At 69.1% G+C, this 13,245-nt stretch carries 12 protein-coding genes; 4 read left to right on the forward strand and 8 right to left on the reverse strand.

Features of this window, described 5'->3' with window-relative positions; translation table 11 throughout:
- Positions 1-187 precede the first annotated feature (187 nt).
- Positions 188-1,363 carry a Y-family DNA polymerase gene (locus C6P64_RS04515; RefSeq protein ID WP_105747435.1) on the reverse strand — a complete coding sequence of 392 codons (1,176 nt, stop codon included), beginning with the start codon at positions 1,361-1,363 and terminating at the stop codon, positions 188-190.
- Between the two features lie 159 nt (positions 1,364-1,522).
- Between C6P64_RS04515 and C6P64_RS04520 the strand changes: the two genes are divergently transcribed.
- A complete protein-coding gene (locus tag C6P64_RS04520; RefSeq protein ID WP_105747384.1) occupies positions 1,523-4,252 on the forward strand; it encodes a PAS domain-containing sensor histidine kinase in 2,730 nt (909 codons plus the stop codon).
- Between the two features lie 19 nt (positions 4,253-4,271).
- Here the strand turns inward: C6P64_RS04520 and C6P64_RS04525 are convergent, their stop codons facing one another.
- Entirely contained in the window at positions 4,272-5,183 is a 912-nt protein-coding gene (locus C6P64_RS04525; RefSeq protein ID WP_105747385.1) for a ketopantoate reductase family protein, read from the reverse strand.
- On the reverse strand, positions 5,180-6,712 hold the full coding sequence (locus C6P64_RS04530) for an MFS transporter (RefSeq protein WP_105747436.1): 1,533 nt from the start codon (positions 6,710-6,712) through the stop codon (positions 5,180-5,182). Before C6P64_RS04530 ends, C6P64_RS04525 begins: the two co-directional genes overlap by 4 nt.
- A gap of 306 nt (positions 6,713-7,018) precedes the next feature.
- On the opposite strand from C6P64_RS04530, the gene C6P64_RS04535 reads away from it, so the two are divergent.
- Positions 7,019-7,987, forward strand: coding sequence for a Bug family tripartite tricarboxylate transporter substrate binding protein (locus tag C6P64_RS04535; RefSeq protein ID WP_105747386.1), 969 nt, complete (start codon positions 7,019-7,021; stop codon positions 7,985-7,987).
- 43 nt (positions 7,988-8,030) lie between these two features.
- Here C6P64_RS04535 and cho read toward each other — a convergent pair whose 3' ends face one another.
- The gene (gene cho, locus C6P64_RS04540) at positions 8,031-8,948 is read right to left on the reverse strand and encodes an excinuclease Cho (RefSeq protein ID WP_105747387.1); all 918 of its coding nucleotides are present in this window, start codon (positions 8,946-8,948) and stop codon (positions 8,031-8,033) included.
- A 15-nt stretch (positions 8,949-8,963) separates the two neighbouring features.
- On the reverse strand, positions 8,964-10,343 hold the full coding sequence (trhP, locus tag C6P64_RS04545; RefSeq protein WP_105747388.1) for a prephenate-dependent tRNA uridine(34) hydroxylase TrhP: 1,380 nt from the start codon (positions 10,341-10,343) through the stop codon (positions 8,964-8,966).
- 198 nt (positions 10,344-10,541) lie between these two features.
- On the opposite strand from trhP, the gene C6P64_RS04550 reads away from it, so the two are divergent.
- Positions 10,542-10,730 carry a hypothetical protein gene (locus C6P64_RS04550; RefSeq protein ID WP_105747389.1) on the forward strand — a complete coding sequence of 63 codons (189 nt, stop codon included), beginning with the start codon at positions 10,542-10,544 and terminating at the stop codon, positions 10,728-10,730.
- 333 nt (positions 10,731-11,063) lie between these two features.
- On the opposite strand, the gene C6P64_RS04555 is transcribed toward C6P64_RS04550, so the two are convergent.
- From C6P64_RS04555 to C6P64_RS04565, 3 genes are read right to left on the reverse strand one after another with little or no spacing between them, the layout of a single operon-like run.
- Positions 11,064-11,813, reverse strand: a complete 750-nt coding sequence (locus C6P64_RS04555; RefSeq protein ID WP_105747390.1) for a cytochrome b/b6 domain-containing protein — start codon at positions 11,811-11,813, stop codon at positions 11,064-11,066.
- Positions 11,814-11,836: 23 nt separating this feature from the next.
- Positions 11,837-12,361: a diheme cytochrome c gene (locus C6P64_RS04560; RefSeq protein ID WP_105747391.1), complete on the reverse strand. Its 525-nt coding sequence runs from the start codon at positions 12,359-12,361 to the stop codon at positions 11,837-11,839.
- 37 nt (positions 12,362-12,398) lie between these two features.
- Positions 12,399-12,827, reverse strand: coding sequence for a DUF1924 domain-containing protein (locus C6P64_RS04565; protein ID WP_105747392.1), 429 nt, complete (start codon positions 12,825-12,827; stop codon positions 12,399-12,401).
- 209 nt (positions 12,828-13,036) lie between these two features.
- Between C6P64_RS04565 and C6P64_RS04570 the strand changes: the two genes are divergently transcribed.
- Positions 13,037-13,228: a YgaP family membrane protein gene (locus tag C6P64_RS04570; RefSeq protein WP_105747393.1), complete on the forward strand. Its 192-nt coding sequence runs from the start codon at positions 13,037-13,039 to the stop codon at positions 13,226-13,228.
- The last annotated feature ends 17 nt before the right edge of the window (positions 13,229-13,245 follow it).

Here is a 13,245-nt window from a genome sequence, read left to right on the forward strand (position 1 = left end):
AACTGGCTCTGTCGCTCATTGCAGCAGGTTGCGGTAACAAGGAAAGTGCGCTTTCCAATAGAGCAATCATTGTACCCGCTAGCAGGATTCAAACCCTTGAATTCAAAGAATTTCGGGTATTTCCATGCTAAGCGGCGAGCCTGGATCGCCGGCTTGCCATTCGCCGGTGCTGGAGCACTGGGGGAGGCTAGAACAGCGGCAAGGACAGGCCCGCTTGCAGCCCTGGCGCCGGTCCGGGGCTGGCGGCGAGCAGGTCCGGCCTGGCCAGCGTGCCTACCCGCACGCCGAGCAGGCGCAGGCGGCGCGTCAGGTCGACCCGCTTGAGGCACTGGCCCGCGATGCGGCGGATCTCGCGCGCGTCGGCGCTGTACTGCTCGACGGTCAGCTCGCGCGTGACCGACTGGAAATCGTCGTAGCGCAGCTTGATGCCTATGGTGCGGCCGACATAGCCCTTGGCCCTGAGGTCGGCTGCCACCTGCTCGCACAGCCGGGTGAAGATGGCGCCGAGCTCGGCCTTGTCGCGCACCGGATGCAGGTCGCGCTCGAAGGTGGTCTCGCGGCTGACGCTGACAGGCTCGCTGTGGGTGACGACCGGGCTGTCGTCGCGGCCCCAGGCGGCCTCGTGCAGCCAGGCGCCATGGCTGGGGCCGAACTGCCGCAGCAGCGCCTGCAGCGGCTGGGCGGCCAGCTCGCCGATGGTGTGGATGCCCAGCGCCTGCAGCTTCTGGTCGGTCTTCGGGCCGATGCCGTTGATCTTGCGGCAGGGCAGGGGCCAGATCAGGCGCTGCAGGTCGGACTCGTGGATGACCGAGATCCCGGCCGGCTTGTTGAATTCGCTGGCCATCTTGGCCAGCAGCTTGTTGGGTGCGACGCCGATCGAGCAGCTCAGCCCGGTGGCGTCCAGGATGCCGCGCTGGATCAGCCGCGCCAGCACCCGCCCGCCCTCGCGCTGGCCGCCCGGTACCTCGGTGAAGTCGATGTAGACCTCGTCGATCCCGCGGTCCTCCAGCAGTGGCGCGATCTCGCGGATCACGGCCTTGAAGGCGCGCGAGCAGCGCCTGATCTCGTCGAAGTCGACCGGCAGCAGGATGGCATCCGGGCACAGCCTGGCGGCCTTCATCAGCCCCATCGCCGAGCCGATGCCGAACTGGCGCGCGGCATAGGTCGCGGTGGTGATGACGCCGCGCCCGGCATAGTCGCGCAGGCGCGGGAAGTCGGCGACAGGGATCTCGGACAGCGGCAGGCCGGCACGGGAGGCCTGCAGCGCATCGTCCGCGCGCCGGCGCCCGCCGCCGATGACCAGCGGCAGGCCCTTGAGCTGCGGATAGCGCAGCAGCTCGACCGACGCGAAGAAGGCGTCCATGTCGAGATGGGCGATGCGGCGGATCGGGGCAGTCGGACTCACGGCAGGATTGTCGCGCGGACGCCCGCCGCCCGTCCGATCCGGGTGGCTTCTCAAAGCCGTGATAAATGAGCAAGATGGAGTCTGAGTGAAGACATAACAGGGACAGGGAGATAAGGCATGTCAGATCCGATGGCGTACCCGCGTCAGCTGCAGCGGCCCGATGGCGACCTGCTGTTCAGTTCGCTGCCGATAGGCATCGTGATGCTGGACCCGCTCGGCGCGCTGATGGCCGCCAATCCGGCTGCCGAAGCCATCCTGGGGCCGGGCGTGCAGTGCTTGTGCGACTGGCAGGCCGCCGATCCGCGCTGGGAGGCGGTGCACGAGGACGGCACGCCCTTCCTGCCCGCCGAGTATCCTGCCCGGCTGGCGCTCCAGACCGGCCAGATCATCCACCCGGCCGTCATGGGCCTGCGCGACCGCCAGCAGGACCGGCTGTGCTGGCTCCGGCTGCAGGCGGTGCCGATCCGGGATCGGCAGGGTGGCGGCTTGCAAGGGGTCTATGCGCTGTTCGAGGACATCACCGAGCAGCGGCAGGCCCGCATCGAGCTCAACGCGGCCCGCGCGGCAGCCGCCCGGCGCGAGATGGCCGAGCGGCTCGAGATGGCCGCCGAAGCCGCCAAGTTCGGCGTCTACGAGAGGAATTACGAGAGCCGGACCTGCTACTGGTCGCGCGAGCTCAAGGCGATTGCCGGCCTGCCGGAGACGGCCGAGCCCGAATCCTGCGAGGCGCTGTTCGACTTCATTCACCCCGACGACCGCGACGCCATGCAGCAGGCCTTCGCGCGCGCGCTCGACCCGCGGGGCGAGGGCTTGCTCGATCAGGTCAGCCGCCTGGTCCGGCCCGATGGCCGCTTGCGCTGGATCCACTGGGTCGGCCAGACCCGCTTCGATGGCGAGGCCGGCCAGCGCCATCCCAAGCTGTTCAGCGGCATGGCGCTCGACATCTCGCAGTACAAGGCGGTCGAGTCCGAGCGCGAGCGCTATTTCCGCTTCTTCAATGCCGCTCCGGTCCTGATGGCTATCCTGGGCGAGGATGGCAGCTTCAAGCTCGTCAATCCGGCCGTCAAGCGCATGCTGGGCTACGCAGCGGCCGACTTCATCGGCCGTTGCTATCCCGACCTGATCCACCCGGACGACCGGCTGGTCTCGCAGCAGGCCCTCGAGGCGGTGCACGCGGGCAGCACGAGCGCGGATGGCTTCGTCAACCGCTATCTGTGCCAGGACGGCAGCCCGCGCTGGCTGGCCTGGAACGCGGTCTTCAGCCCGCAGGAGAAGCTGTTCTATGCGGTGGCGCGCGACATCACCGAGAGCCGGCAGGCCGAAGAGGCGCTTCATGCAGCCTCTAACTATGCCCGCAGCCTGCTCGAGGCCAGCCTCGATCCGCTGGTCACGATCAGCCCGCAGGGCAAGATCACCGACGTCAACCGGGCCACCGAGGCCGCCATCGGCCTGGACCGCGAGGCGCTGATCGGCAGCGATTTCTCGGACTACTTCACCGATCCCGACAAGGCCCGCGCCGGCTACGAGCAGGCCTTCGAGCAGGGGCAGGTCAGCGACTATCCGCTGGTGCTGCGCCATGTCGACGGCCGCGAGACCGAGGTGCTCTACAACGCGAGCGTCTACCGCGACGAGGGCCAGCGGATCTGCGGCGTCTTTGCCGCGGCGCGCGATGTCACGCGGATCAACGCGATCGCCAAGGACCTGGCCCGGCACCGCGAGCATCTCGAGGAACTGGTGCGCCAGCGCACTCGCGAGCTCGAGGCCGCCAAGCTGGCCGCCGAGGCCGCCAACCAGGCCAAGACTGCCTTTCTCTCCAACATCAGCCACGAGCTGCGCACGCCGATGAACGCGATCATGGGCCAGGGCTATCTGCTGCAGCAGGGTGACCTGGGGGCGCAGCAGCAGGAGCAGCTCAAGGCGCTGCAGCTGGCCAGCCGGCAGCTGCAGGCGCTGATCGAGGACATCCTGAACTACACCCGGGTCGACAGCGGCGTCCTGCACGCCGGCCAGCAGGAGTTCGAGCTCGAGGCCGTGCTCGCGGCCATTGCCGATCGCCTGCGCGAGCGCCTCGTCGCCAAGGGGCTGGAGCTGGTGCTCGAGGTCGCACCCGATGTCCCGCCTCGGCTGACCGGCGATCCGGTCCAGATCGGCCAGGTGCTGCACAAGCTGGCGGACAACGCGGTCAAGTTCACCGAGGCCGGCCGGGTCAGGCTGGCCGTCCTGCGCGAGCCCCACGAGCAGCAGCAGGGGGCGGCGGCTCGGTGCATCTGGTTGCGTTTCGAGGTCAGCGACACCGGCATCGGGCTCGGGCCGGACGATCAATGCCATCTGTTCGAGAGCTTCCAGCAGGTCGATGACGGCCTGACGCGGCGCTACGGCGGCACCGGCCTGGGGCTGGCGATCGCGCGCAAGCTGGTCAAGCTGATGGGCGGGCAGATCGGCGTCGAGAGCCGCAAGGGCCAGGGCAGCCGCTTCTGGTTCAGCTTGCCGCTCGGGCTGGCCGATCCTGTCGCCTGTCCGCCGGGAAGCGGGGCCTGTGCTCCGGTGTTGCCGCCCGCGCTTGCCGGCGCGGCCGCGCCGGTGCGGGCTCATGAAGCCAATGAGTCCGACGCCCTGGTTGACGGCGCGGCGATCGCTTCCCTGGACCGGATGTCATGGCCCCAGCTGCAGCAACGGCTGCTGCAGCTGCTGCGCGAGGACGATGCGGGCTCGGTACCGCTGTGCGAACAGCACGCCGCCTTGCTGCAGCAGGCGCTCGGGGAGCGCTACGGTCCGCTGATGCAGGCGGTGCGGGGCTTCGACTTCGAGGCGGCATTGACCCAGCTCGGCGGGCCTGGCGCCGCCTGAGCCACCGGCCTGAGCAGGCTCAGGCCAGGGGCGGCTCGCCGGGTGGGTCTTCGAGCAGCTTGACCAGACCGTGCAGCGTGCGGTTGACCGGCGTCGGCACGCCGAGCGCCTCGCCACGGCGCACCAGCCAGCCATTGAGCTGGTCGATCTCGCTGCGCCGCCCGCGCGCCAGGTCCTGCGCGGTCGAGGATTGCTGGGTCGGCATCGCGTCGGCCAGTGCGCGCACCTGCTGCCACAGGTCGGCGGGCAGGGTCACGCCTTCGGCGCTGGCGACCGCCAGGCATTCGGCCACCGCCTCGCGCATCGTGGCCTCGATGCCCGGTCCCCGGATCATGCGGCCGTAGGGCAGGCGCGAGATCGCCGACAGCGCGTTGTAGGCGCAGTTGACGACCAGCTTGGACCATTGCGCCGCGCGCAGGTCGGGCAGCACCTGCACCGGCACGCCGGCAGCGGCGAAGAGACTGGCGGTGGCCGCGCTGTCGGGACCGGCGCCGAGCACGAGCTCGCCGCGGCCGTGATGGCGCAGATGGCCGGGGCCGGCGAGCTCGACCGCCGCATAGACCAGCACCGGCCGCACCCGCTGCTGCGGCAGCAGGGCCTGCAGCCGGTCGGCGTTGTCCATGCCGTTCTGCAGGCTCAGCAGCAGCACGCCCGGCGCCAGATGCGGCCGCAGCGCGGCAGCGGCGGCCTCGGTGTCGCCGGACTTGACGCAGCACAACACCCAGTCGGCACCGGCCACGGCTGCCGGGTCGACGCTGGCGTGCATGGGCACCGATTCGTCGAAGGCCAACGTCTGCAGGCGCAGTCCGTCGCGCAAGACGGCGGCGACATGGGGTGCGCGCCCGATCAGCGTGACGGCGTGGCCGGCGCGCGCGAGCAGGCCGCCGTAATAGCTGCCCACGGCGCCCGCGCCCATGATGGCGATCCTCATTTGACGCTGGTCTCCATCAGGCAGCGGGTGACGCGCGGCGGCTCGGGGCCGAGGTGGAAGGCCAGCTTGCGCGCATGCAGCTCGGCATCGGCGGCGGTGACGCGCTCGAAGCGGCGCAGGTGGTCGGTCCAGGACTCGTCGGTGACCAGCTCGATGAAGCGGCCCGGGTCCTCGAGGTCGTGCAGCAGCTCCCAGGACAGCGCGCCCTGGCGCAGCCGGCTTGGTCGGCTCTCGTCCATCATCAGGGTCCGGAATGCCGCGGCCTGCGCCGGGTCGATCCGGTACTCGATCATCACGCTGACCCGGCCCGCGCTCGCCGGCCCGGGATGCTGCGGCGCCTGGAAGATGCGCCTGGGCGTCAGGTCGCCGGCCTGGCCGCTGTCGGGCAGCAGGCGGTTGGTCAGCCACATCGTCAGCGCGCCGGTGCCGGCGGCAATCATCAGGCTGGTCGGCACGCTGGTCCAGGTCGCGATCTGGCCCCAGAGCGCGGCCCCGCTGGCGCTGGCGCCCATGATGGCCATCTGGTACATCGACATGCCGCGCGCGCGCACCCAGTCGGGCAAGCCGAGCTGGATCGACACGCTCAGGCTGTTGGCAGTGGTGATCCAGGCCGCGCCGCCGAGCAGCATGGCCGGCACCGCGATCCAGAGCTGGTCGGTCCAGGCCATCACGGCCATGCTGCCGGCCTGCAGCCAGGCGCCGCGCAGCACCAGCGCGTCGCGCGGGTAGCGTTGCCGCAGCCGGGGCAGCAGGGCGGTCGAGCCGATCGCGCCGGCACCCATGGCCGCCAGCAGCAGGGTGAAGGTCGCGGCGTCGCCACCCTGCATGCCATGGGCCACCAGCGGCAGCAGCGCCATCAGCCCGGTCGAGTGGAAGAAGAAGATCCAGATCCGCAGCAGCACGCCCTTGAGCTGGCGCGACTGGGCGATGTATTGCAGCCCGACCCGCATCGCGGTGCCCAGGCGCTCGCGCCCGAGCGGGTGCGGCTTGTGCTCGCGCTGCCAGCGGCTGATCACGACCGCCGCCAGCAGCGACAGCAGCGCGTTGAGCGCGAACACCCAGGCGCTGCCCGCCGCGGCGATGATCGCGCCGGCAATCAGCGGGCCCAGGATGCGCGACGCATTCATCGACACCCCGTTGAGCGCCAGTGCCGCCGGCAGCTGCGGTCGCGGCACCAGTTCGGGCACGATGGCGGCGAATACCGGCCAGCGCATCGCCAGCCCGATGCCGTTGGCGAACACCAGCGCCAGCAGCAGCGGCGGCGTCATCGCGCCGAGGAAGACGACCGTGCTCAGCAGCGCCGCGACGACGGCGATCCAGAGCTGGGTCGTCAGGAAGTATTTCTTGCGGTCCAGGCTGTCGGCCAGCGCGCCGCTGGGCAGGCCGAGCAGGAACACCGGCAGCGTGGCGGCGGTCTGCACCAGCGCGACCCAGATCGGCTTGCTGGTCAGCGAGGTCATCATCCAGGCGGCGGCGACATCGTTCATCCACATGCAGAGATTGGCCACCAGCCAGGTGGACCAGAGCATGCGGAAGACGGGCTGGCGGAACGGTGCCAGCGGGGACAGTTCGTCGGGCTTCAAGGCTGGCCGGACGCCTTCCTGGCCTGGCCCGGCCTCGCCATCATCACAGTTGCACGCATTGCAGGCATCGAAGATTCCGGTTCTGGGCGGCTGCGAACCGGTTCATGCGTGCGGCCTTGCCGCCACGCCCGTGCGCGCCATGTCCATGTCACGATCGTGAGGAATGAGGGCCGCAGTTTGCGGCACGAAACTGCGACTATATAGTTTTCCCATTTGTTCTTCAAAACAACACCCGAAACCCGGAGACCTTACATGACGACACGCCGTCTTCTGCTCGCCAGCGGCATTGCCGCTTCCCTGTCCTGCCTGCAGCCGGCCGCCCTGGCCCAATCCAGGCCGATCCGGCTCATCGTGCCCTTCGGCGCCGGTGGCGTGGCCGACCTGACCGCGCGCGCCGTGGCACAGAAGATGGCCGAGAACATGGGGCAGTCGATCGTGATCGAGAACAAGCCCGGCGCCGGCGGCGTGGTGGCCGCCGAGGCGGTCGCCCATGCCGAGCCCGATGGCAACACGCTGCTGCTGATGTCCAATGCGATGGCGGTCAGCACCGGCCTGTTCAAGTCGCTGCCCTTCGATGCCCGGCGCGATTTCGCCCCGGTGTCGCTGCTGGGCCTGTTCGACCTGGCCATCGTCGTGCCCGGGAATTCGCGCTTCCAGTCGCTGGCCGAGCTGCTGGCCTGGGGACAGGACAATCCGGGCCGGCTCAACATCGGCACCATCGCGGTCGGCAGCACCCAGCATCTGGCGGCCGAGTGGTTCAATGCCCAGTCCAACCTGCATGCCCAGATCGTGCCCTTCAACGGCACGCCGGCCGTCATCACGGCGCTGCGCGGCGGTCAGGTCGATGCCGCGGTCGAGATCCTGGGACCGGTCAAGTCCCAGCTCGCCGCCAAGGCGATGCGGGCGCTGGCCGTGCTCGGCGAGTCGCGCCCGGCCGACCTGCCGGGCGTGATCGCGGCGCGCGAGCTGCCGGGCCTGAGCGGCATCAATGTCTCGTCCTGGAATGCGCTGGCGGCGCCCGCCAGGACCGCGCCTGCGGTGCTCGAGCGCCTGAACCGCGAGGTGGCCAAGGCGCTGCAGGCGCCCGAGGTCAGGAAACGCCTGGCCGACCTCAGCGTGCAGCCGCGCGCCAGCAGTCCGGAGCAGCTGGCCCGCCTGCTCGATGGCGACATCAAGCGCTGGAGCGCCGTGATCCAGCGCGCCGGCATTCCGCGCCAGTGAGGCGACGGGCCAGGCCCGGGCATGGTCGCTGGGCCCTCGACGGTCAGAGCGGCAGCAGCTCGGCCTGCCCGGTCAGCAGCGGCTGGCACAGGATCTTGTAGCCATCGGCATCGAAGCCGGCGACGACCTGTCCCAGCGACCTGGCCTGCTCCAGGCTGCTGGCGCTGCCCAGGTAGCACCAGTTGCGCACGACATGGATCTGCTGCATGGCTTCTTGCGCCGGCTCCGAATCCTGTGGCGCAGCGGCAGCGGGCGCATCCGCGCTGGCTGGCCAGCGCTCGACCAGCCCGATCGCACCGGAATGGGGCCAGCAGGCGATGCGCAGTCCGTCGAGAGCCGCCAGCAGGCGGTCGCGGTGTGCCGCCTCGCTCTCGCGGCCGCAGCAGGCGCCGGCGCATTGCCTGAGCATGGAGCGGAAGCAGCTACGGCTGCCCACCGGCTTTTCCAGCCCCAGCAGGCTGTAGCAGAGCCGGTGCTCGTCGGCCAGCGCGCGCAGGCCTTCGAGCGCGGCATGCCGGCTCGCGTAGAGACCGAACAGCTCGGGCGTGCGCGCGAAGTCGATCTCCTTCGAATAGACCACCTCGGGCCGGCCGTCGGCATCGAGCCGCAGCGCGCAGAGCTGCTTGTTGCGCCGCAGCTTCTGGTTGAACAGCGGCTGCTGCTGCTTGATCTGCTGCGCCTCGAGCAGCAAGGCGCCGATCTCGCCCGCGGTGCGCAGGAAGCTGATGCGGCTGGTCTGGCGCAGCATGCGGTCCTCGTCGGGGTTGCGCAGGTGCGACAGCAGCCGCGCGCGCAGGTTCACGCTCTTGCCGATGTAGAGCGGCAGCCCGCCTTGCTGGCCGTGGAAGGTGTAGACCCCGGGCGCCGCCGGCGCGGCAGCGGCTTGCGCGCGCAGGTGCTCGGGATACTGGAACTCGCGCCCGGCTTCGAAGTCGGCGCGGCGCCGGCGCGGCAATTGCATGGCGCCGATGTCGGCTCAGGCCGCTTCGGCCGGGATCAGCCGCGCCAGCAGCGCGCCGTTGTACTGCTCGGGCAGCGGGATGCGCACATGCAGCGGGCTGCCCGGCGCCACGCTGACCGGTTCGCCATCCATCTTCTGCATTTCCTTCAGCTCGATGACATGGTTGCCGCTCGGGTGGATGACCTGGATCTTGTCGCCGACCGAGAACTTGTTCTTGACCTCGACCTCGGCCCAGCCGTCGGCCGCATTGAGCACGTCGCCGACATAGTGGCTGTGGCCGACCAGCGAATGCCCGGTCTCGTAGTTCTGGTAGTCCTGGCTCGGGCGGCGCTCGAGGAAGCCGCTGGTGTAGCCGCGGTTGGCCAGCCCTTCGAGCTCGGTGATCAGCAGCGGGTTGAACGGGCGGCCCGCCACCGCGTCGTCGATCGCCTGGCGGTAGATCTGTGCCGTGCGCGCGACGTAGTACAGGCTCTTGGTGCGGCCCTCGATCTTGAGCGAGTCGACGCCGATCTCGGCCAGGCGCTGCACATGCTCGATCGCGCGCAGGTCCTTGCTGTTCATGATGTAGGTGCCGTGCTCGTCTTCCATGATCGGCATCAGCTGGCCCGGGCGGCCGGCTTCCTCGATCAGGTAGACCTGGTCGGCCTTCGGGTGTCGCTCGCCACCGCCGCAGGCTGCGAACGAGGATTCGGCCTCCTCCTGCGCCTGGTTGAAGTTGAAGCCCTGTTCCATCTTGACGGCAATCGCCTCGCCGGTGTTGGGGTCGACGGCGGTTTCCTGGGCCGAGTAGTTCCAGCGGCAGGCGTTGGTGCAGGTACCCTGGTTCGGGTCGCGCCGGTTGAAGTAGCCCGACAGCAGGCAGCGGCCCGAGTAGGCGATGCACAGCGCGCCGTGCACGAAGACTTCGAGCTCCATGTCCGGGCATTCCTGGCGGATCTTCTCGATCTCGTCCAGGCTCAGCTCGCGCGAGAGGATGATGCGCGCGACGCCCACCTTCTGCCAGAACTTGACCGCCGCGTAGTTGACCGTGTTGGCCTGCACCGAGAGGTGGATCGGCATCTCGGGATACTGCTCGCGCATCATCATGATCAGGCCGGGGTCGGCCATGATCAGCGCGTCGGGCTTCATCGCGATCACCGGCGCGATGTCGCGCATATAGGTGCGCACCTTGTCGTTGTGCGGCAGCAGGTTGCTGGTGACGAAGAACTTCTTGCCGCGCGCATGGGCCTCGCGGATGCCGATCTCGATCTGCTCGAGCCGGAATTCGTTGTTGCGCGCGCGCAAGCTGTAGCGCGGCTGGCCGGCGTAGATCGCGTCGGCGCCGAAGTCGTAGGCGGCGCGCATCTTGTCGAGCGAGCCGGCAGGCAGCAGCAGTTCGGGGGCTTTGAGAGTCATGGGACGTGATTGTCCCGGAAACCGGCCGCCAGCTCACGCCTGGCCCGGTTTTGTCCCCACGCCGGCCGCAGGAGCTGCCTCGATTCGCTTCCCGCTCGCGCCTGGCCATGGCCTGGACCTGCGCCTCGCTAGAATCGCGCCCAGGCTCCCGCCTTGCCGGGGCAGTTTTCCTCATCCACGCTTCACCAGATCCTGCCCATGGCCGCACAGAATGTCTTCCTCCGTACCCTGCAAGCCCTGGCGCTCGGCAGCCTGCTGCTGGGCCTGCCAGGCTGTGCGGTGGTCGCCGTCGCGGATGCCGCGGTCACGGTGGTGGCGACCGGGGTTTCCATCACGGCCAAGACCGTCGGTGCCGTGGCCGACGCCGTGATCCCCGACGGCGACTAGGCCTGAGCGGCCAAGTCCCTGATTTTCCGGGGCTTTTCCGGCTTATCCAGAAAATCTGTGGACAACTTTGTTGAGATCCTGGTGGGCAACTGCCGCCGGCCTTGGAAATCAAGCGATTTGCTGCCTTGCCTGAAAATTAGGCAGTGATTCGATTTGATTGAAAATCAATGACTTGCCTGGTTCTGTCCGGTGGCTGGCAGTCCTTGCCAGGGCAGCGTCACGGCGGGGGCGTTGTGTGACAGTTCGGCCTGGCTTGTGCATAAGGCGCGCCTCGCTTTGTCAAGCCCCGGCCATTTCGCGCCGGCCTGGCGCAGCGCCAGAGGCGCGGATGGCTCAATCGTCGTCGTCGCCCGCCAGCACCTGCTGCAAGGACTGGACCGACAGCAGGCCCTCGGGCGCCTGTTGCCATTCCCAGCGCCAGTAGCCCAGCACCGCGAGCAGCAGCAGGATGGCCAGCCAGCCCTGGTTGTTGCGCACCAGGTCAGCACCCTTGCCGGGCATGCGGCCGGTCAGCATCGGCAGCGCCTGGTTCTTGCGCCGCCACAGGCTGATGCCGAGCAGCAGGCCCAGGTGGGCCAGCACCAGCATCAGGTAGCCGTTGCCGAAGAACTCGTGCACTTCGGCCAGCCATTCGCCACCCCATTCATGGTAGGTCGCATAGCCACTCAGCGTCAGCGGCAGCACGGACAGCAGCAGCAGCGCGATCACGAGCGCCATCAGCAGGTTCTGTCCCGGCTGCCAGTTGACCTGGCCCTTGGCCAGGCTGGCCGGCAAGCCGCGCAGCCAGACCGGTGCCAGCGCCAGCTTGTTGCGCAGCACCGACAGCCGGGCCTGGCGCGGACCGAACAGGCCGTAGAGCAGCCGGAACACGATCAGTCCGGCCATGGTGTAGCCCAGGGTCACGTGCAGGGCGCGCAACCGTTCGCCGTCGCCGGTCAGGTAGGCGCCCAGGAAGCTCAGCGCCAGCAGCCAGTGGTAGACCCGGGTCGGGGCGTCGGTCACGCGCCGGCTGCCGGTGCTGCTCTGGGCCGCGCGGCTGGCCGGCCGCGGGCTGTTCGCCGTGGTGGGTAGGGTGGTGTTCATCTCGATTCCTTGCAAAAGCGGGCTCAGTCCTGGTCCCAGTTGCGCCGGTAGCGCGCGTCCAGCCCGGCCGGGAAGCGCAGTTCGTCGTCGTCGAAGCGGCCCTTCTCGGCGCCGCTGTGGCAGGCCATGCAGTTGGCCGCGCTCTTGACCGCCGCCTGCTTCCAGATCGTCGGATCGAGCTGGCGGTGCTTGCGCTCGAACCAGGGCGAGCGGGTGATGCGGTCCTGCGGAGGCGCTTCGCTGCTGACCCGCTTGTAGCTGCCGGCATGGGTCTGCAGCCAGGCGCCGATCTGGCGCACGCTGGCCTCGTCGAGCGAGGCGTCGGTGCCGTAATGGCGGTCGAGCCCGCCCATGATCCGCTTCCAGGACTGCGCCGGCAGCATGCCGGGCGGATAGGCCAGGTGGCAGGCGGCGCATTCCTGCTGGTAGGCCGGCAGGATCTGGCGCGGCATCACGCTGCCGCTGTCGGCCTGCGCGGGCGATGCCAGCAGGCACAGGCCGGCCAGGGCCGCCAGCGCCGGCAGCAGCCGGGCGGTCAGTGGGCTCATGTGATGGGTTTTCATCTGGGGCGACTCCGGCATCGGTTCAGGGCTTGAGGCTGACCAGGTAGGCCATCAGGTCGGATTTCTCGGCGGCCGTGCATTCGCGCGCCAGCACATCCTTGCAGTTGCGCCGGAACCACTTGTCGACCTTGGCGGTCTCGGTGAAGGCCTGCGGATTGAAGGCCGGCGCCAGCGGCGCGATCCGGCGCCCGGTGCTCGCATGCTTGCCGTCCTGGGTCGGCGGCGCCTGGTGGCAGGAGGAGCAGGACCATTCATTGCCATGCTTGCTGGCGAAGAAGATGCGGCCGCGCTCGGCATTGCCAGCGGCGCCGGCGGCGCTGTTCCAGCGCGCGAGCTGTTCGGCCGCGCTGGTGTCAGCGGCCAGCGCCGGCCAGGTGGCGCTCGCCAGCAGCAGGCCGAGCAGGGCGGTGCGCAGCGCCGGGCTGCGAGCGGGAGGCTGGGTTCTTGTCATCTTGTGGTTCCCTGGAGGTGGAAGAATCTGTTGGCCTCGATGATGCGCCGCCCGGCCTGTACCGGGCCTGAAGCCCTTGTTCATGCGCCGTTCAGCTTCGCGCCCCGCCCTGGACGGCCCGGAAGGCTTGACCGCTTTGGCGATAGTTCGTAATCTGGCGGGGTAATCCTCATATACTCATGAGGGTATTCATCCCAACAAGGATCATCATGAAAAGCAATGTCGGTGGCATCGATCGCGTGCTGCGCATCGTCCTGGGTCTGTTGCTGATCGCGCTGGCGGCGACCGGGACCGTGGGCGCCTGGGGCTATCTGGGCCTGCTGCCCTTGGCGACCGGCCTGCTGGGCTGGTGCGGCCTCTATGGCCTGCTCGGCATCAATACCTGCCCGCTCAAGAAATGAGCGGCCTGGCTCGCTGA

This window comes from Malikia granosa, from assembly GCF_002980595.1.
In the GTDB taxonomy this organism is placed as follows: Bacteria; Pseudomonadota; Gammaproteobacteria; order Burkholderiales; family Burkholderiaceae_C; genus Malikia; species Malikia granosa.